This is a genomic window from Kitasatospora sp. NPDC001132, from assembly GCF_053598415.1.
Window position 1 is genome coordinate 45,126 of record NZ_JBSFKF010000027.1, and the last position, 18,996, is coordinate 64,121.

General features: G+C 73.7%; 16 protein-coding genes and 1 tRNA gene. 14 read left to right on the forward strand and 3 right to left on the reverse strand.

Annotation, left to right across the window (positions count from 1 at the left end):
• Positions 1-79: 79 nt before the first annotated feature.
• The 7 genes from moaC to ACWDBE_RS28995 all read left to right on the forward strand — a co-directional run bounded on the left by moaC (position 80) and on the right by ACWDBE_RS28995 (position 6,169).
• A complete protein-coding gene (gene moaC / locus ACWDBE_RS28965) occupies positions 80-520 on the forward strand; it encodes a cyclic pyranopterin monophosphate synthase MoaC (RefSeq protein WP_392874286.1) in 441 nt (146 codons plus the stop codon).
• Positions 517-1,035 carry a MogA/MoaB family molybdenum cofactor biosynthesis protein gene (locus ACWDBE_RS28970; protein WP_402409924.1) on the forward strand — a complete coding sequence of 173 codons (519 nt, stop codon included), beginning with the start codon at positions 517-519 and terminating at the stop codon, positions 1,033-1,035. The genes moaC and ACWDBE_RS28970 overlap by 4 nt, the downstream gene beginning before the upstream one ends.
• A gap of 38 nt (positions 1,036-1,073) precedes the next feature.
• Complete coding sequence (locus ACWDBE_RS28975) at positions 1,074-1,658, forward strand: GNAT family N-acetyltransferase (RefSeq protein WP_449790383.1); 585 nt, start codon at positions 1,074-1,076, stop codon at positions 1,656-1,658.
• Positions 1,659-1,807: 149 nt separating this feature from the next.
• On the forward strand, positions 1,808-2,809 hold the full coding sequence (gene sepX / locus ACWDBE_RS28980; RefSeq protein WP_449809503.1) for a divisome protein SepX/GlpR: 1,002 nt from the start codon (positions 1,808-1,810) through the stop codon (positions 2,807-2,809).
• Between the two features lie 81 nt (positions 2,810-2,890).
• Positions 2,891-2,964: transfer RNA gene (locus ACWDBE_RS28985), tRNA-Ala, on the forward strand.
• A 351-nt stretch (positions 2,965-3,315) separates the two neighbouring features.
• Positions 3,316-4,506 carry a glycosyltransferase 87 family protein gene (locus ACWDBE_RS28990; protein WP_449790390.1) on the forward strand — a complete coding sequence of 397 codons (1,191 nt, stop codon included), beginning with the start codon at positions 3,316-3,318 and terminating at the stop codon, positions 4,504-4,506.
• A 43-nt stretch (positions 4,507-4,549) separates the two neighbouring features.
• Positions 4,550-6,169 carry a DUF2079 domain-containing protein gene (locus ACWDBE_RS28995; RefSeq protein ID WP_449790391.1) on the forward strand — a complete coding sequence of 540 codons (1,620 nt, stop codon included), beginning with the start codon at positions 4,550-4,552 and terminating at the stop codon, positions 6,167-6,169.
• Positions 6,170-6,245: 76 nt separating this feature from the next.
• Here ACWDBE_RS28995 and ACWDBE_RS29000 read toward each other — a convergent pair whose 3' ends face one another.
• Together ACWDBE_RS29000 and ACWDBE_RS29005 are read right to left on the reverse strand one after the other, a co-directional pair.
• Positions 6,246-7,127 carry a peptidase gene (locus tag ACWDBE_RS29000; RefSeq protein WP_449790392.1) on the reverse strand — a complete coding sequence of 294 codons (882 nt, stop codon included), beginning with the start codon at positions 7,125-7,127 and terminating at the stop codon, positions 6,246-6,248.
• Between the two features lie 2 nt (positions 7,128-7,129).
• Positions 7,130-8,458, reverse strand: a complete 1,329-nt coding sequence (locus tag ACWDBE_RS29005; RefSeq protein WP_449790393.1) for a VWA domain-containing protein — start codon at positions 8,456-8,458, stop codon at positions 7,130-7,132.
• A gap of 161 nt (positions 8,459-8,619) precedes the next feature.
• Between ACWDBE_RS29005 and ACWDBE_RS29010 the strand changes: the two genes are divergently transcribed.
• From ACWDBE_RS29010 to ACWDBE_RS29040, 7 genes are all read left to right on the forward strand, one after another.
• The gene (locus ACWDBE_RS29010; protein WP_449809504.1) at positions 8,620-9,483 is read left to right on the forward strand and encodes an ABC transporter ATP-binding protein; all 864 of its coding nucleotides are present in this window, start codon (positions 8,620-8,622) and stop codon (positions 9,481-9,483) included.
• Positions 9,480-10,166 carry an ABC transporter gene (locus ACWDBE_RS29015; protein WP_449809505.1) on the forward strand — a complete coding sequence of 229 codons (687 nt, stop codon included), beginning with the start codon at positions 9,480-9,482 and terminating at the stop codon, positions 10,164-10,166. The genes ACWDBE_RS29010 and ACWDBE_RS29015 overlap by 4 nt, the downstream gene beginning before the upstream one ends.
• 152 nt (positions 10,167-10,318) lie before the next feature.
• Complete coding sequence (locus tag ACWDBE_RS29020) at positions 10,319-10,822, forward strand: DUF1269 domain-containing protein (RefSeq protein ID WP_449790395.1); 504 nt, start codon at positions 10,319-10,321, stop codon at positions 10,820-10,822.
• Between the two features lie 114 nt (positions 10,823-10,936).
• Positions 10,937-12,292 (forward strand): FtsW/RodA/SpoVE family cell cycle protein, encoded by a 1,356-nt coding sequence (locus ACWDBE_RS29025; protein WP_449790396.1) that lies wholly within the window; start codon positions 10,937-10,939, stop codon positions 12,290-12,292.
• Positions 12,289-13,797: a penicillin-binding transpeptidase domain-containing protein gene (locus ACWDBE_RS29030; RefSeq protein ID WP_449809506.1), complete on the forward strand. Its 1,509-nt coding sequence runs from the start codon at positions 12,289-12,291 to the stop codon at positions 13,795-13,797. Before ACWDBE_RS29025 ends, ACWDBE_RS29030 begins: the two co-directional genes overlap by 4 nt.
• 180 nt (positions 13,798-13,977) lie before the next feature.
• Positions 13,978-15,537, forward strand: a complete 1,560-nt coding sequence (locus ACWDBE_RS29035; protein WP_449809518.1) for an amino acid permease — start codon at positions 13,978-13,980, stop codon at positions 15,535-15,537.
• A 127-nt stretch (positions 15,538-15,664) separates the two neighbouring features.
• Positions 15,665-17,101 (forward strand): glycosyltransferase 87 family protein, encoded by a 1,437-nt coding sequence (locus tag ACWDBE_RS29040; RefSeq protein WP_449809507.1) that lies wholly within the window; start codon positions 15,665-15,667, stop codon positions 17,099-17,101.
• A 65-nt stretch (positions 17,102-17,166) separates the two neighbouring features.
• Here the strand turns inward: ACWDBE_RS29040 and ACWDBE_RS29045 are convergent, their stop codons facing one another.
• The gene (locus tag ACWDBE_RS29045; protein ID WP_449790399.1) at positions 17,167-18,924 is read right to left on the reverse strand and encodes a penicillin-binding transpeptidase domain-containing protein; all 1,758 of its coding nucleotides are present in this window, start codon (positions 18,922-18,924) and stop codon (positions 17,167-17,169) included.
• Positions 18,925-18,996 lie beyond the last annotated feature (72 nt).

The window sequence follows — 18,996 nt, forward strand, 5'->3', positions numbered from 1 at the left end:
CGCGCCCCTGGAGTTCCCCGTGACGACACCTCCCCCCGGCGACCGCCTCACCCACGTCGACGACCAGGGCGCGGCCCGGATGGTCGACGTCTCCGAGAAGGCCACCACCGCGCGCACCGCCGTGGCGGCCGGCCGGGTGCGGGTCTCCCCGCAGGTGGTCGAGCTGCTGCGCGGCGAGGGCGTGCCCAAGGGCGACGCCCTCGCGGTGGCCAGGATCGCCGGGATCATGGGCGCCAAGAAGACCCCTGACCTGATCCCGCTCTGCCACCCGATCGCGGTCTCCGGCGTCAAGGTCGACCTCGCCGTCGCGGACGACGCCGTCGAGATCACCGCCACCGTGAAGACCGCCGACCGCACCGGCGTCGAGATGGAGGCGCTGACCGCCGTCGCGGTGGCCGGGCTGACCGTCGTCGACATGGTCAAGGCGGTGGACAAGGCGGCCACGATCGAGTCCGTCCGGGTGCTGAGCAAGACCGGCGGCAAGAGCGGCGACTGGTTCGCCCCGGAGGTGGACGCATGACGGCCCCGGCCGGGAGGGCGCTGGCCGTCACCGTTTCGAACCGGGCCGCTGCCGGGGTCTACGAGGACCGGGGCGGCCCGCTGCTGGTGGCCGGCCTGACCGCGATGGGCTTCACCGCCGACGGCCCCCGGGTCGTCCCGGACGGCGAGCCGGTGGAGGCCGTGCTGCGCGAGGCCGTCGCGGCCGGCTACGACGTGGTGCTGACCACCGGCGGCACCGGCATCTCGCCGATGGACCTCACCCCCGAGATGACCGCCCGGGTGATCGACCGTCAGGTCCCCGGCATCGCCGAGGCGGTCCGCGCGTACGGCCGGGAGAAGGTGCCGACCTCGGCGCTCTCCCGCGGGCTCGCCGGGCTCGCCGGACGTACCCTGATCGTCAACCTGCCGGGCTCGACCGGCGGCGTCAGGGACGGCCTGGCCGTCCTGGAGCCGCTGCTCGCCCACGCCGTCGACCAGCTCGGCGGCGGGGACCACCCCCGGACCGACGCCCCAGCACCCGGGAGAGCGCACTGAACGGCGGTTGGCCGGTAGAACTCCGGGAGGGGGAGGTCGTGCTGCGCCCGATCCGGGCCCGCGACCAGCGCGAGTGGCAGGAGGTCAGCCGCCGCAACCGGGACTGGCTGCGCCGCTGGGAGGCCACCGTGCCGCCAGGCCCGGCGGGTCGGGCGGCCGGCCCCCGGCCGACGTACCGGCAGATGGTCCGCTTCCTGCGCGGCGAGGCCTCGGCCGGCCGGATGCTGCCCTTCGTCGTGGTCTACAAGGGCCAGCTGGTCGGCCAGTTGACCGTCGGCGGGATCACCTGGGGGTCGATGTGCTCGGCCAACATCGGGTACTGGGTGGACGAGGCGGTGGCCGGCCGCGGCATCATCCCGACCGCCGTGGCGCTTTCGGTGGACCACTGCTTCCGCACGCTCGGGCTGCACCGGATCGAGGTCTGCATCCGTCCGGAGAACACCCCGAGCCGACGGGTGGTGGAAAAGCTCGGCTTCCGCTCGGAGGGAATCCGTCCGCGCTATCTCCACATCGACGGCGACTGGCGCGACCACCTCGTCTACGCGTTGACCGACGAGGAGGTCCCGGAGGGGATGCTGGAGCGCTGGCGGGCGCTCAGTTCAGGGCGCGACTCAGGTAATTGAATATATGTTCGAAACAAATATCGATATGGCATCGGAGGGGCACCGGACCCCCACAAATAGCGGCAAAATAGTCGGAGAATCAGCTTGATCACACGACACGCCGTGCCAAATTGCTGCCAGGCCTTCCCGGCGCCCGTACGGTGTGAATCGTGAGCAGTAGCGGCCTTATCTACGCCGTCATCGTAGGGGCCTGGGCCGCCTATCTGGTGCCGATGTGGCTCCGCAGGCAGGACGAACTCAACGAGGCGCGCCCGACGGAACGCTTCAGCACCGCCATCCGCCTGCTGGCCGGGCGTTCGGCGCTGGAGCGGCGGGCAGCCCGGGCCCTGGGCGACGAACCGCGTGACGACGAGCAGAGCAACGACGGTCCTCCCGAACGGGACGCGACCGCCTCCGGCGACCCCGCGCGGGAGCCGGAACCCCCGGCGCAGCGCCCGGCCGAACGGCCGGCGCCCGGGCCGATGGCCGGGACCGAGCGCCGGGCGCGGCTGCTGGCCCGCCGGCGGCGGATGGTCACCGCCCTCTTCCTCTCCTTCGCGCTCGGCGCGGTGGTCGCCGCGGTGGCCGGACTGGCCTTCCTCTGGGTCCCGGCCGTCCCGGCGGTCCTCCTCACCCTGTACATCGGCCACCTGCGCAAGCTGGAGCGCCAGCGGTACGAGGTGAAGCTCGACCGGGTCCGGGCCGCCCAGGCGGCCGAGCGGCTGCGCAAGCGCGAGCAGCAGCGCGCCGCGGCCCCGGCGCCCGGCGACGCCCCGGCCGAGGCCCCCGACGCCGCGGAGCCGGCCCCGGCCCCGCCCGTCGGGGAGCGGGCCGCGCGCCGTGCGCACCTGCGGCTGGCGGCGGACCCGGAGCAGCCCACCGTCTCGGTGTCCTCCGCCTCCGCGGTGGCCGAGGCGACGGAGCACGAGGAGTGGGTCGACGGCATGCGCGAGCGCGGTGCGGCCGGCCCGGACTCCTGGGAGCCGGTGCCCGTCCCGCTGCCGACCTACGTGACCGCCCCGGTCGCCCCCAGGGTCTCCCGCGGCCTCGACCTGTCGTCCCCCGGCACCTGGACGGCGGGCCGCCCCGCGGAGCCCCGCAAGACCCCGCTGTTCGACCAGTACGCCGAGCCGCAGGCCCCCGAGTCGCGCCCGCGCGCGGCCAACGAATGACCAGGGCCACCCCCCGTCGGCGCCGCGACCCGGGGGGTGGTCACGGACCCCCTCCGAAAGGTGCTAGAGTTTCTTCTCGTTGGGGCTGTGGCGCAGTCCGGTAGCGCACCTCGTTCGCATCGAGGGGGTCAGGGGTTCGAATCCCCTCAGCTCCACCCAGCAGATCGACTCCGGTCGGTCGACGAAATCCCGCCGGGAGGCAACTCCCGGCGGGATTTCGCGTTTTGGGCTTCGGGCCCGCGGCCGGGGCCGGTTCCGGGGTGGCTGTGGGCGAGATCACATCACCCTTCCGGGCCCGTTTCTGACGCGGTTTGGGGCTCGGAGGGGTCGGTTATGGTGGGTGGGCCCAGACGCTGACGAGGGAACGATCTGGTCTATCTCGACGGGGTGCCATCGCGGTGCGCGAGTTCGGTCTGAAACGGTGGGGGCGGCAGACGGGCCCGGAACGGGCCGGCGGCGCAGCGGAAACCGGAAGATCGAATTCCTGGACCCTCCCGGCGGCCTGCGTGGCGGCGGTGTCACTGGCGGTGTTCGCCTGGTTCCGGCACACCCACGGGGCCACCATGGTCGACATGCTGGTCTACCGGGCCGAGGGCGAGGCCGTCGTCCGCGGCGAGGACCTGTACGCGATGCGGCTGCCCGGCTGGGACCTGCCGGCCACCTACCCCCCGTTCGCGGCGATGCTGTTCGTGCCGAGCACCTGGTTCGACGTGAGCACCCTGCGCATCCTGGTGATGCTCCTCAACTACGCGCTGCTCGCCGCGGCCGTCCACCTGTCGCTCAAGCTGGCCGGCTGGCCGAAGCAGCACCGCGCGGCCGTGGTGATCCTGGCGACCGGCCTCGGCATCTGGCTGGAGCCGGTCTTCACGACCTTCCAGTACGGCCAGGTCAACCTCGGCATCCTCTGCCTGGTCCTGTGGGACCTAACCCGCCCGGACGGCCACCGCCTCAAGGGCGTGGGCATCGGCCTGGCCACCGCCATCAAGATCACCCCGGGCCTGTTCGCCGTCTACCTGTTCCTGACCGGCAGGGTCCGGGCCGCCCTGGTCTCGGCCGGCACCTTCCTGGCGGCGGGCCTGATCGGCTGGGCAGCGCTGCCGGACGCCTCGCGGGGGTTCTGGACCACCTACCTCTGGGACCCGAGCCGGGTCGGCGTGACCGTCCTGGTGGACAACCAGTCGCTGCGCGGCGCCGTCTGCCGGCTGCTCGACGTCAACGACCCGGGCCCGGTCGGGCTCGTCGCCTCGGCGCTGGTCGCCGCCCTCGGGCTCGGGGTGGCGGTGCTGGCCGGACGCTCGACGCGGATGCTGCGCCGGGCCGACGCCTGGGGCGCGGTCTGTGCCGCGCTCACCGCGCTGCTGGTCTCGCCGATCAGCTGGACCCACCACTGGGTCTGGTGCGTCCCGCTGCTAGCCCTGCTGGCGGTGGAGGCCAGGACCAGGGGCCGGCAGGTGCTGTTCGGCCTGACCCTGCTGGTGTTCCTCTCCCACGTGATGTGGACGGTGCCGCATCGGTGGGGCCGCGGCGTCGCCTGGTACTGGCAGCTGCCCGGGGCGATCTACCCGCCGATCGCGATCGCCGTCCTGGTCACCCTGGGCGTGCGGCTGTACCGCGCCCGGCGGCAGGCCGCGGACGGCGCCGGGACCCCACTCGCCACCAGGCCGGACCGCGAAGCCGCCCTGACGAACCGGACCTGACGGACCGGACCCACGGACCCAGACCGGACGGATCGGACCCGACGTGACCACCCAGACCGCACCCCCGCCGCCGGCCGCCGCCGGACCGGCCGCCCGCCGACTGGCCGAGGCCGTCCTGCTCGGCCCGGCCCGGCGCACCGCGCTGCTCACCGCGCTCTGCTTCGCGGTGACCTGCGCCATCGGCCTGCAGGGCTGGACGTCCGTGTCGCTCGGCGGCTTCGACCTCGGCATCTTCGACCAGGGCGTGCGCGGCTACGCCCACTTCGGGCTGCCCGTCTCGACGCTGAAGAGCTTCCACCACGAGTTCCCGCCGGGCTTCTCGCTGCTGGGCGACCACTTCTCGCCGGTGCTGGCGCTGCTCGCGCCGCTGTACTGGATCTGGGACGACCCGCGCTCGCTGATCATCGGGCAGTCGCTGCTGTTCGCGGCCGGGGTGCCGCTGGTCCGGCGGATCGCCGGGCACGCCTTCGCCGCCGCCGAGCCGCGCACCGCCCGTCGGGCCGCCGACCTGGCCGGCCTGGTCTACGCGCTCGGCTGGCCGCTGCTGGTGGCTGCCCGGGTGGGCTTCCACGAGGTCGCCTTCGCGGTGCCGCTGACCCTGCTGATGCTGGAGCGCGGCCTGGCCCGCCGGTACGGCACCGTGGTGCTCGCCGCCCTGCTGCTGTGCTGCACCAAGGAGGACCTCGGCCTGATGGCCGGGGCGTACGGCCTGGTGCTGCTGCTGCGCACCCGCCGCACCGGCGACCGGGCGGGCCGCCTCACCGGTCTCGGGCTGCTGCTGGGCGGGCCGGTCGCCTCGGTGGTCGCCATCACCTGGCTGATCCCGGCGATGGGCGGGGAGCCGGGCTACTACTGGAACTACGGCTCGCTCGGCACGGATGGCGGCGACGCGCTGCGCAACCTGCTGCACGACCCGTTCCTGCTGGTGCAGGCCGCCTTCGACCAGCCGCTCAAGCCGCTGCTGCTGCTCTGGCTGTTCGGCACCACGCTGCTGCTGCCGCTGCGCTCGGCCACCGTGCTGTGCGCGCTGCCGCTGCTGGCCGAGCGGATCCTGTCCAGCAACCCCAACCACTGGTCGATCGCCCGGCACTACGACTCGCTGCTGTGGCCGGTCCTGCTCACCGCCGCGATCGAGGTGCTGGGCCGGCTGAGCGCCGTCGGGCGGCCGGAACGGAGCGTGCGGCGGGCCCGCCGGCTGGGCCTCGGCGCGGCCGGCATCGCCCTGCTGGCCGCGGTGCCGATGGGGCTGCTGCCGCTGGCCCTACCGTCCTCCTGGGAGCCCAAGACGAGCGAGGCGGCGCTGGTGCGGGCGGCGGCGCTGATCCCGGACGGGGCGTTCGTCGAGGCGGACAACCAGATCGCGCCGCGGCTGACCGCCCGGACGGACGTGGTGCTGGTCGACGGCACACCGCGCGGGCGCGAGTACGTGCTCACCCGGGGCGACAAGCGGTCCTTCCCGTTCAAGACGGACAAGGAGCAGGCCGAGCGGATCCGGCTGCTGCTGGCGCACGGCTACCGGCAGGTGTGGGCCGAGGACGGGGTCGTGCTTCTGCACCGGGAGGGCGACGAGCCGATCCCCGGCGAGCACGTGCCGGGGCCGGACAGCAAGCCGGTCCAGGACGAGGTCCCGTCCGACGTGGGGCACAACCTGTTCCGCGGCTGACCGATGCCCGCGAACGCGCCGGAGGGCCGGCCGGAACGACGTCCGGCCGGCCCTCCGCGGGCTCTCGGGGTGCCCCTCAGGGGCGGTCGGAGCCGGTGTAGCTGCCGCTCGGGTGGGAGCCCTGGGCCGGGACGGAGCCGTAGCGGCCGGGCCGGTGGCCGTGCGGGTGCCGGGTCAGGTTGTAGCCGAGGACGCCGGCCAGCGCGGCCAGGAAGCCGCCGCCGATCGTCCAGTACCAGCGGCTGTTCCAGCCGGAGAACCAGCCGGTGTACCAGTGCTCCTCCTGTGCCACCGGGGCGGCCGCCTTGGCCGTACTGGCGCCGCCGCCCGCCGGCGGGACCAGCGGGGCCTTCAGCTCGCCGCCCTCCGGCTGGGCGTTGTCGGCGTCGCCCTCGGCCGCGACGTGCAGCTTGACCGCGGAGGCCAGGCCGAGGTCGGGCTGCGGGACGTCGCTGACCGACAGCCGCACGTAGTAGGTGCCGGGCAGCGGGTCGCCGGACCACGGCTCGGCCCAGGTGCGGACCTCGCGCAGGGTGCAGTCCAGCGCCAGGGAGGCGGCGCCCTGCTCGGCGGTGGCGTTCTGGGTGCCGGCGGTGCACGCCTGGCGGCGGCGCAGCCCGTCGAAGACCTCGACGGACCAGGTCTGCGGGCCGTGCCGGTCGGCCGTGGGGGCCAGGGTGACGGCCAGGCTGATCGTCGGGGTCTGGCCCTCGGAGGCGCCGAACGCCCAGTACAGGTAGTCACCGGTGGAGACGGCGACGTTGGCGTCCTGGCCGGGGGAGAGGTTGACCGCGGTCAGGAAGGAGGTGCCGGCCTTGGTGGCCGGGGCCGGGGTGCCGCTCGCACTGGCCGAGGGGGACGGCGAGGCGGCCGAGGCGGTCGGTGCACCCAGGGCGCTCAGGGCCAGGGCGGGCAGCAGGGCGAGGGCGGCGAGGGCGCCGCGGATCGTCGTACGCATGGTCAGTTCTCCCTCCAGACGGAGATCCGCCAGCGCGCGATCCAGCCGAAGACCAGGCCGAAGGCCAGGCCGGCCAGGGTGAGGGTGAGCAGCAGGATCCAGCCGCGGCCGAGGCCCATCGCGGCGCCCTCGGGAGCGGGCGAGGCGGAGGCCAGGTCGACGGTCAGCTCCAGCGGCATGCCCGGGTCGGCCTGGACGCCGGCCTGCGGGGCCAGCGAGTTGCTCACGACCAGGCAGACCGTGGTCTCCGGCTTGTCCTTGGCGTCCTTGGAGGCGGTGGGGCTCGCGGTGACGTACCCCTTGGAGTCGGCGGTGGACCAGCGCAGGCCGGTGGAGACCACGTCGGTGCGGGAGCTGCCGGCGTCGGTGCCGCGGACCAGCTCCTGGCCGGTCGCGCTGGTGGCCTGGAGCAGCACCCCGTAGTCGCGGGCCACCGGGCGGTCCAAGGCGACGCTGACCGAGGCGCGCAGCTCCTGGCCGGACTTGACCGGGACCTTGTAGACGCGGTGCTCGGAGAACTTCTCGCGGTCGGTGTAGACGCCCGGGGCGAGGACCGGGGCGTTCTCGCACTTGTCGGTGCCGGTGGTCTTGACCGGGGTCACGGTGTAGGTGTCGTTGGAGCGGTCGACCAGCTGCTTCACCTTGTCGGTGAGCTGCTCCTGGGTGCGGACGTCGGTGTAGGTGCCGCCGGTCGCGTTGGCGATGCAGAGCAGCTGCTGGCGGGTCTTGTCGTCGTGGGCGAGGCCCAGGGTGTCGACCACCAGGTGGATGCCCTGGGAGGCGAGCTCGCGGGCGACGTCACAGGGGTCGGGCGGGGTGCAGGTGTCCTCGCCGTCGGTGATCAGCACCACGCGGCGGGTGGTCTCGCCCTTGCCGAGGTCCTGGGCGGCGCCGCGCAGGGCCAGCCCGATCGGGGTGAACCCGGTGGGCCGCAGGGTGGCGACGGCGGTCTTGGCCTCGACCTTGTCGGTCTTGCCGACCGGGTAGAGCTGCTTGGTGTCCTGGCAGCCCAGGGCCTTGTCGTTGCCGGGGTAGGTCGCGCCCAGGGTGCGGATGCCGAACTCGGTCTCCGCGGGCAGCGCGTCGATCACCTCGTTCAGCGACTGCTGGGCCACCGCGATGCGGCTCTTGCCCTGGATGTCCGCTTCCCGCATGGAGCCGCTGACGTCCAGGACGAGGTCGACCCGGGGGGCCTCCTTGGTCTTGGGAGCGGCCCCGGCTGATGGTTCGTCGGCGTGGGCGGGCAGGCCGAGGAGCAGCGAGGCGCCCGTTATCGCCAGGGCCGCCAGTAGGCTGCCGAGCCTGGTCTGTGGTCGTCGTCCGGTAGTCACCCGGCCGATACTAGGGATCATCAGTTCGTCATGGCGAAACGAGTCCCGATCGTGCCTCGACCAGCCGCAGCGTGAACTCCGGCGCACGGATGGGGAATTAGCTCACGCCGGCTTTACCGCCGATGGATAGCCTTCCGTACACAACGGGCCGGGACGGGGGCATGATGGAGCTGACGGCGGTTGGCAAGCGGTACGGGCGACGGGAGCGGTGGATCCTGCGCGGGGTCGATCTGGCGGTCGGGCCGGGCGAGTTGGTGCGGATCGCCGGGCGGAACGGGAGCGGCAAGTCGACGCTGCTGCGGCTGGTCGCCGGGATCGAGCGGCCGAGCACGGGGCGGGTGGTGCGGCCGGGGCCGACGGCCTACGTGCCCGAGCGCTTCCCGCCGGCGCTGCCCTTCGACGCCGTCTCCTACCTGCTGCGGGTCGGCCGGGTGCACGGGCTGTCGGCGGAGCGGGCGCGGCGGCGGGCGCAGGAGTGGCTGGACCGCTTCGGTGTCGCGGACCGGGCGGGCACGCCGCTGAGCCGGCTGTCGAAGGGCACCTGCCAGAAGGTCGCGGTCGCCCAGGCGCTGCTGCCCGAGGCGCGGGTGCTGCTGCTGGACGAGGCCTGGACCGGGCTGGACCCTCAGGCCAGGGCGGTGCTGGACGAGGCCGCCGCCGAGCGGGCGGCGGCGGGCGGCACGGTGCTGTTCGTCGACCACGACCCGGCCCGGCTGGCCGGGCTGACCAGCGCCGCGTACCGGGTCGGCACGGACGGCGCGCTGCGGCCCGTCGAGGACGGGGCGGGGGAGCAGGGGCGGGAGGGCCCGGTGATGGAGGTCGAGGTGGACGTCGAGGACGGCGCCCCGCTGCCGCCGCTGCTGCCGGGGGCGCCGGAGGTCACCGCGCTGGCCGGGACGGCGGTGCGGCTGGCTGTCCCGGCCGCACACTCGGACGCGCTGCTGCGCCGGCTGCTGCTGGGCCGCCCGGCCGTCCGGGTGCTGGCGGTGCGGCGGCGCGAGGAGCCCGGGACGGGGGAGCGGTGAGGGCGCGGATCGGTTCGCTGACCCGGTACCACCTGGAACTGCTGCTGCGCTCGCACGCCTGGCTGCCGCCGTTCCTGGCGTACGCGCTGCTGCTGGTGGTGGGGGTGGCGGTGGGCGACCCGCTGCTCGGCGGGCTCGGCTTCGGCGCGGGGGTGCTGCTGCCGGTGAGCGCCTGGTACGTGCGCAGCGTGCTGAGCGCCGAGCCGCCGGCCTCGCGGGCCTGCCTGGTGGCGGCGGCCGGCCCGGTCCGGGTCCACCTGGGGGCGCTGCTGGCGGCGCTGACGGTGTCGCTGGTGCTGGCGGTCGGTCAGGTGGCGGCGGTGTGGTGGACCAGCGGGTCGGTGGCCAACGCGGGGGCGGAGCGGGATCCGGGGGCCGGGGCGGCGGTGCCGGCCGGGCTGGCGGCCTCGGCGGTCTGCGCGCTGCTGGGGGTGCTGGCCGGGGCGCTGGCGAACCGTCCGGTGCTGGGCCGGGCGCAGTACGGCATCCCGACGGCGCTGGCGCTGGCCACGCTGCTCCTGGTGGTGCCGTACTCGCCCGCCAACGCGGCGGTGCGCGGGCTGGTGTCGGCGGCCCGGACCGGACGGGTCGCCGTGCCGTGGCCGAGCCTGGCGGCCGCCGTCGTCCTGCTGGCCGTGGTCGGCGGGGGGGTGGCGGTGCTGGCCGGGCGGCGGGCGGAGTGAGCGGGCGTGCCGGGTGATTCCGGCAATGGCGGACACACCGCAGCGAAGAGCCGAAAATATGGATAACACTCGTTAGGGTGCGGAATCGGGACACGGCGCCACCATGCGGACGCCCCTCCCCGGCCTGTCCGACACCCTGGAAGGACCCCGCAGTGAGCAACCTCTTCGCGATCGCCTACCCGGACCTCGCCACCGCCCAGGCGGTGCGCAGCGAGGCGATCGGGCTCCAGAAGCAGAAGCTGATCGAGCTGGAGGACGCGGTCGTCGTCGAGCGTCGCGCGGACGGCCGGATCAAGCTGCACCAGCAGGTCAGCACGACCGGGGCGGGCGCCGCCGGCGGCGCGCTCTGGGGCGGGGTCATCGGCCTGCTGTTCTTCATGCCCCTGGTGGGCGCGGCGGTCGGCGGTGCGACCGGGGCCGCGGTCGGCGCCTCCACCGACATCGGGGTGGACGACGACTTCATGCGCCAGGTCGGCGAGCACCTCCAGCCCGGCACCGCCGCCGTCTTCCTGCTGGTGCGCAAGGCGACCGCCGACAAGGTGGTCCCGGCGCTGGCCCGTTTCGGCGGGCGGATCATCCAGACCTCGCTGTCGGCAGAGGCCGAGGCCGAGCTGAAGGCGACCGTCGAGGCCTCCCGCTCCCAGGCCTCCTTCTGACCCTCCCCGTCTGACCGCCGCTCCCCCCGGGGCGGACCCGCCCCGCCGCCGGTCCGCCCCGGTCGGCGTCCCCCGGCCGGCGGCACCGGGTCCTTCCCCATCCCAGGACGGTCCGTGGCGACACCCTCCGCCGTGCCGAGATCCGCCGCCGGGCCGAGCCGGCCGGTGCCGACCAGGCGCACCACCGAGCTCGTCCTGGTGGTCGGCGCCGTCCTGATCGCCGTCTACGGCTACGTCGAGGTCGGCGTCAACCTGGACGGCCACGTGCCGGCCGACGCGGCCGAGTACGGTGCCGCGCTCGGTGTGCTCGCCCTGGTGGCGCACGGCGTGGTCCGGTGGCGGGCCCGGTACGCGGACCCGCTGCTGCTGCCGATCGCGGTGCTGCTGAACGGGATCGGGCTGGTGGTGATCTACCGGCTGGACCGCGCCACGCCGGGGCGCGCCGGTGCCGCCTCCACCCAGCTGCTCTGGTCGGCCCTGGGGGTGGCGCTGTTCATCGCGGTGGTGCTGCTGCTGCGCGACCACCGCCGGCTGCAGCGGTACGCGTACATCGGGGCGCTGCTGGCGCTGGTCCTGCTGGTGCTGCCGATCTTCTTCCCGCCGGTGTACGGCTCCCGGATCTGGATCGTGATCGGGCCGCTCTCCTTCCAGCCGGGCGAGTTCGCCAAGATCCTGCTGGCCGTCTTCTTCGCCGCCTACCTGGCGGTGCACCGGGACGCGCTGGCGCTCACCGGACGCCGGGTGTGGCGCCTGCAGCTGCCGCCCGGGCGGGTGCTCGGGCCGGTGCTGCTGATCTGGGCGGCGTTCGTCGGCGTCCTGGTGCTGGAGACCGACCTCGGCACCTCGCTCCTGTTCTTCGGCCTGTTCGTGGTGATGCTCTACGTGGCCACCGCGCGCACCGGCTGGATCGCCATCGGCCTGGGCCTGGCCGCCGTCGGGGCGGTGGCCGTGGGCTGGCTCTCGCCGCACGTGCACAGCCGGGTCACGGACTGGCTGGACCCGCTGGGCTCGATCGCGGCGGGCCGGGGCGCCAACCAGATCGCCCAGTCGCTGTTCGCCTTCGCCTGGGGCGGCGAACTGGGCACCGGGCTCGGCAACGGGCACTCGGTGCTGATCGGCTTCGCCGCCAAGTCGGACTTCATCCTCGCCACCATCGGCGAGGAGCTCGGGCTGACCGGGCTGATCGCGGTGTTCCTGCTGTACGCGGTGCTGGTCTCGCGGGGCTTCAGGACCGGCATCGCGCTGCGCGACCCGTTCGGGCGGCTGCTGGCGATCGGGCTGGCCGCGATCGTCGGCCTCCAGGTGTTCGTGGTGGCGGGCGGGGTGCTCGCGCTGATCCCGCTGACCGGGATGACCATGCCGTTCATCGCCCAGGGCGGCTCCTCGGTGGTCACCAACTGGATCATCGTCGCGCTGCTGGTGCGGATGAGCGACACGGCGAGGCGGCCCGCTCCGGAGGAGGTCCGATGACGCGCGTGCGGCCCGGGGGAAACGGCCCGCAGGGGCTGCCCGGCATCTCCGTCACCGGGCGCCGGGCGGCCACCTTCTGCCTGCTGCTGATCGCGGCGCTGTGCGCGCAGGCCACCCGGGTGCAGGTGTTCCAGGCGAAGGAGCTCAACCACAACAGCGCCAACCAGCGGCGCACCATCGAGCGCTACGCCCAGCCGCGCGGCGACATCATGGTCGGCTCGGAGCCGGTCACCGGCTCCGAGCCGACCGGAGGCCGGTACGCGTACAAGCGCGCCTACACCGACGGCCCGACCTACGCGGCGGTCACCGGCTTCGCCTCGCAGGCGTACGGCACCACCCAGCTGGAGGCGACCGAGGACGACCTGCTGACCGGCACCGACGGCCGGCTGGCGGGCCGGCCGGTCTGGGACGCCGTCTCCCGCCGGCAGAACCCCGGCGGGGACGTGTACACCACGCTGAACCGGGCCGCCCAGCAGGCCGCGATGCGCGGGCTCGGCGACCGGAAGGGCGCCGTCGCCGCGATCGAGCCGGCCACCGGGCGGATCCTGGCGCTGGCCAGCACGCCCTCCTACGACCCGGGCTCCTTCGCCGGGTACGGCGCCGACGACCAGGCGGCCTGGAACCGGCTGCAGGCCGACGCCGACGAGCCGATGCTCAACCGGGCGCTGCGCCAGACCTACCCGCCGGGCTCGACCTTCAAGGTGGTCACCGCCGCGGCCGCGCTGGCCGACGGGGTGGTCACCGACCCGGACGCGCCGACTGACGCGCCGTACCCGTACGTGCTGCCCGGTACGACCACGCCGCTGGTCAACGACACCCCGGTGTGCGACCGGGCGGGCCTGTCGCTGGCCGAGGCGATGACCGCCAGCTGCAACAGCGTGCTGGGCCACCTGGGGGTGCGGGTCGGGCTGGACCGGATGGCCGCGATCGCCGGGGACTTCGGCTTCAACGACGCGAAGCTGGACGTCCCGGTGCGCGCGGCCCGGTCGAACTTCGACACCCGGATGGACGACGCGCAGCTGGCGCTCTCCTCGATCGGGCAGTTCGACACGGCGGCCACCCCGCTGACGATGGCGATGGTCGCCGCCGGGATCGCCAACGACGGGACGGTGATGCGTCCGCAGCTCGTGGACAGGCTGACCAGGAGCGACGGCACCACGGTGCAGCTGATGCGGCCGTCCGTCTACAAGCGGGCGATCACGCCGGCGGTGGCCGCGCAGGTGCGCGGGCTGATGACCGACGTGGTGGAGAAGGGCACCGGCGGCAACGCCCGGATCGCCGGGGCGGTGGTCGGCGGCAAGACCGGGACGGCCCAGCACGGGGTGGGCAACAGCGGGACACCGTACGCCTGGTTCATCGCCTGGGCCGCTCCGGCCGGTTCGGACGCGGTGCCACCGGTGGCGGTGGCGGTGGTGGTCGCGGACAGTGACGCCACCGACGTGACGGGTGGTGCGCTTGCCGCGCCGATCGCCCGGTCGGTGATGCGCGCGGTGCTCGGCCGATGACCCCGGCAGGGGTGCTGAGCTGCTGCTTTAACGGTCCGGTGGAGGGTGTGCCGTTTACGAAGTGTCCGGTTTGTGCATCGATATGTGCCGATTCGGACAATGCGCCGGTTGGTACTGTTCGTTTGCGACACTGGTGCTTTCGCCGGGGACTGTCCCATCTTTGTTCGGTTGGTCCTCGTGATGACACCCCGTGGCATGTCGGGTGACCAGACGCCAGGTCACCCTCCCCCGCCCAGAAGGACCGCAGTTTTGGCCAGTAACACCCTCGGTGCGCGTCTGCTGCGACGCAAGCCCGTCTCGACACTGATCGCTGAGACCGAAGGCAAGGACGCCCTCCCGGCCGGCGCGCCCGAGGAGGGCGGGCGCTCCGGCATCCACCTGCGCCGCTCGATCGGACTGTGGCAGCTGTCCTCGATCGGCATCGGCGCCACCATCGGCACCGGCATCTTCTTCGTGCTGAACACCGCCGTGCCCTCGGCCGGCCCGGCCGTCATCCTGTCCTTCGTGATCGCCGCGATCACCGCCGGGCTCACCGCGCTCTGCTACGCCGAGATGGCCTCCGCGATCCCGGTCTCCGGCTCCTCGTACTCCTACGCCTACGCCACCCTCGGCGAGGGCGTCGCCTTCGGCGTGGGCATCTGCCTGCTGATGGAGTACGGCGTCTCCGCCTCCGCCATCGCGGTCAGCTGGGCCGAGTACCTGAACAAGTTCTTCGACCTCGCCTTCGGGTTCACCATCCCCGAGCAGCTGTCCGGCGCGCCGGGCGGGGGCCACTGGTTCAACCTGCCGGCGCTGCTGCTGGTCGCCATGGTCTGCGTCCTGCTGATCCGCGGCGTCAGCGAGTCGGTGAAGGCCAACGCGGTGATGGTCGGGATCAAGATCCTGATCCTGCTGCTGTTCATCGGCGTGGCGCTCACCGGCTTCCACTCCGGCAACCTCACCCCGTTCATGCCGCTCGGCATCGGCGGCGTGCAGGTGGCCGCGTCCAGCATCTTCTTCTCCTTCATCGGCCTGGACGCCGTGTCCACCGCCGGTGAGGAGGTCAAGAACCCGCGCCGCACCCTGCCGATGGCGATCATCATCTCGCTCGTCGTGGTGACCCTGCTCTACATCCTGGTCGCCCTGGGCGGCATCGGCGCCCAGCCCTGGCAGAAGTTCGACGGCCAGGAGGCCGGCCTCGCCCAGATCCTCCAGGACATCACCGGCCAGAGCTGGCCCGCGATGCTCTTCGCGGTCGGCGCGATCGTCTCGATCTTCAGCATCACCCTCGTGGTGATCTACGGCCAGACCCGCATCCTGTACTCGATGGGCCGCGACGGCATGCTGCCCAAGCGCTTCGCCGAGCTCTCCCCGCGCAGCGGCACCCCGGTGTGGAACACCGTCGTGGTGGGCCTCGGCGTGGGCGCGCTGGCCGCGTTCGTCCCGCTGAACATCCTGGCCGACATCACCAGCCTCGGGACGCTCATCGCCTTCTCGGTGGTGTCCATCGGCGTGATCGTGCTGCGCCGCACCCAGCCCGACCTGCCGCGCGGCTTCAAGGTCCCCGGTTACCCGGTCGTCCCGCTGCTCAGCGTCGGCTTCTGCATCTACCTGATCACCGGCCTGCACGCCGACACCTTCCGGGCCGGCGCGATCGCCCTCACCGTCGCCGTGGTCGTCTACTTCGGGTACAGCATCAAGCACTCCCGGCTGGAGCAGGCCGAGCGGGTGTCCGTGTCCTCGGACAGCAGCGTCGGCTGATCCGCAGGCGAACCCCGTGTGAAGGGCCGTCGACCGCCGAGGCGTCCGGCGGCCCTTTTCACGCCATCCCCGTCCGGTGTCCGACGCCATGGCGACACGGCCCGGCTCGCACCCATAACCTTCCACCATGGTGAGCACCCGCACGCCCGGCCACTCCCGCCCGCGCGGCCGCTTCACCGGCCGCGGCAGAACGCCGGCCCAGACCTGCGCGATCGAGACGTCGTCCAGACCCGGACGACCGCCGCGCGGCTTCTCCGTCCGCCCCTTCCCCCGACAGCGCGGCGAGAGCACCTTTCCGCCCACGCCCGACGGGCCGAACACCGCCGGGCTCGCCGGGCTCGTCTCGACACGGACCGCCCAACTGCTCGGCTGCCTGGTCGCGGCCGGCTGGGCCGCCGCCTTCCCGCTCGTCTCCGACCTGGACAACCAGCGGCTGTGGGGCCTGATCGCGGCCCCCGCCTACCTCCTGGCCGGACTGCTCTGCCTGACCCTGCCGCGCCGTTTCGCGGCCCGTGCCGCCGCCTCGGTGGCCCTCGTCGGGGCCGTCCTCGTCCCGCTCGGGCTGCTCGCCCTGCACGGCCGCCACCAGTCCGAGGTGATGGTGGTCGAACGCTCGGCCCACCTGCTGCTCACCACCGGCACCGCGTACCTGCCGCACCCGGTGGTGGTCACCGACTACGACCCGTACCTGCCGGCGATGTCCCTGTTCGGGATGCCGCGCCAGCTGCTCGGCGACTCCACCGCCTTCGCGAGGGTCGCCGGGGACGCCCGGATCTGGTTCGCGCTGACCTTCTTCGCCTGTCTGCTGGCCGCCTGGCGGCTGCTGCGGCCCACCCGGCCCGGCGGCGGCCACCCCCGCGCGCCGCTGCTGCCGCTGGTGGTCCTCACCGCCTCGCCGCTGATCGCGCTCGCCCTGGTGGTCGGCGGGGTGGACCTGCCGCTGATCGGGGTCTGCTGCCTGGCCATGGCGCTCGCCGAGCGGGACCGCACGGTCGGCGCCGGGCTGGTGCTCGCCCTCGCCTGCACCCTCAAGTGGACGGCCTGGCCCGCGCTGCCCGTCGCGGTCCTGCTGCTCTGGCGGCTGTACGGCCGGCGGCCCGCGGCCAGGACCGCGCTGATCGGGGTCGGGGTGAGCGCGCTGGTGATCCTGCCCTCCGCGCTGACCCAGGCGGACGCGCTGCGCGAACAGGTGGTGCGCTTCCCGCTCGGGATGACGGCGATCCGCACCCCGGCGGGCAGCCCGCTGCCCGGCAAGGTGCTGGCCGGCTTCGGGCCCACCGGACACGCGATCTCGCTGGCGCTGATGACCGTGGCCCTGGTCGGCGTGGCGATCTGGCTGCTGGCCCGACCGCCGGTCTCCGCGATCGCGGCGGCCGACCTGCTGGCCGCCGGGCTCGCCATCGCCTTCATGCTGGCCCCGGCCGGGCGGTTCGGGTACCTGGCGCTGCCGGCGGTGCTGGTGATCTGGCCCCGGCTGGCGGCCGGGCGCTGGAGCGGCCGGCGCCCGGTGCCGCCGGCCGCCCGGATACGCAGGAGGCGGCAGCCGGTCCTGCCGCGTCGCTAGCGCACGGGAAGGCGACGAGCCCGCCGGGCCTCCGGGCCGGGCGGGCTCGTCGCTCGTCGGGGGCCTCAGCGGCCGCCGGCGGCCTTCAGGATGGAGGCGACGGCCGGCCCGGCCGCGTCCACGCCGTGGCCGCCGCCCTGCACCTCGGCGGCCACCGCGAGGTTGCCGCGGTAGGCGGTGAACCAGCTGTTGGTGACGTCGACCCCGGCGACCTCGGCGGAGCCGGTCTTGGCGCCCGCGTTGTCGGTGATGCCGGCCATCACGTCCCTGGCGGTGCCGCCGGTGGCGGTGGCCGCCATCATCGCCTTCAGCTTGGCGTCCACGTCCGGGGAGAGCGGGCGGGCGGCCTTCTGCTGCGGCAGCTCGGCGACCAGGATCGGCTGCTTGAACTCGCCGCTCTGCACGGTGGCGGTGACCGAGGCGATGGCCAGCGGGTTCATCTGGACCTTGCCCTGGCCGATGTAGTTCATGGCCTGCTCGTCCTTGCTGCCCGGAGTCGGCGGCACCTTGCCGTCGGTGTTCGGCAGGCCGGTCTTCCACTCCAGGCCGATGCCGAACACGTCCTTGGCCGTGCCGGACAGCGTCTCGGGCTTGAGACTGGTCAGGCCCTGGTCGATGAAGGCGGTGTTGCAGGACATCATGAAGTCCTGCTGGAGGGTGTTGGTCGGGAAGGCGCCCGGGAACGAGTTCGGGATCGCGTGCGGGTTGCTGCTCTTCTCCGGGCAGGCGACCACGGTGTCCGGGTTGACCCCGGCCTCCAGCAGCGCCGCCGAGGTGACGATCTTCATCGTGGAGCCCGGCGCGAGCAGCCCGAGGAAGGCCCGGTTCTGGCCGGTGGCCGGCGAGTTGGCGAAGGCCAGCACCTGGCCGGTGCTCGGCTCGATCGCCACGACGGAGCCGGGCTTGCCGGCCAGGTCCGTCATCGCCTTCTCGGCGGCGGCCTGGAGCGTGTTGTCGATGGTCACCTTGAACGGCTTGCCGGGCTTCGGCTCGACGATGGTGAACAGCTTGTCCACGGCGCCCTTGCCGGCCGGGTCGGTGATCACCACCGCGGTGCCCGCGTCCTGGTCCTTGGCCGGGTCCGGCGGCAGCAGCTTGTTGGCGTTGTCCTGGAGGGTGGTCATCAGCGTCGTGGTGAGCGAGGCGCCCTGGATCGGCTTGCCGTTGCGGTCCACCACGGTGGACGGCGGGGCGAAGACCGGCTGGACGGAGATGGTCTCGTTGCCGGACAGGTGCGGGTGGATCACCGACGGCGCCCAGTGCACGGCCGGGGTGTTGTCGCTCATCTTCACGACGCTGAGGAAGCCCTGGTAGTCCCAGGCCCGGTTGGTGCCCGCGAACTCGGCGCGCGCCTTGTACGACATCAGCGTGCCGGTGGGCCCGGGCGTGGCCGACGGCGAGTCGCCGGCGCCCGGCGTGCCGGCACCCGGCGTCGCGGAGGCCGAGGCGGACGGCTTGGCGGCCGGGGCGGGGGTGCCGGTGGCGGCGGAGAAGACCTGCTGGGTGGTCGGGCCGAACGGGGTGAGGGTCAGCGCGCTCGGCTTGACCTGGTCCTTGAAGGCGGTGAGGGCGGTGGTGGCCGCGGCCGGGTCGTCGGTGAGCGAGGCCGCCTTGGCGATGTCGCCGGCCGCCCAGGCCGTCAGGAAGTCCTTCATCCCGGCAGCCGCCTGCTCGGCCGACGGCGGCTCGGCGAGCACGGTGCGCGGCTTCTTGCCGCCGGAGCCGTCGGAGCCGCTCATCAGGCTGTACGCGCCGTAGCCGCCGCCCGCGAGGACGGCGATGGACACGCCGGTGATGATGCCGATCTTCGCGCCACTGCGCATGGTGCAGGTCCCCCAGGGGTCTCGCGGCCGGGCGCAACCGGCCGGGGCCGGAAACGCGGTACCCCCCCACCC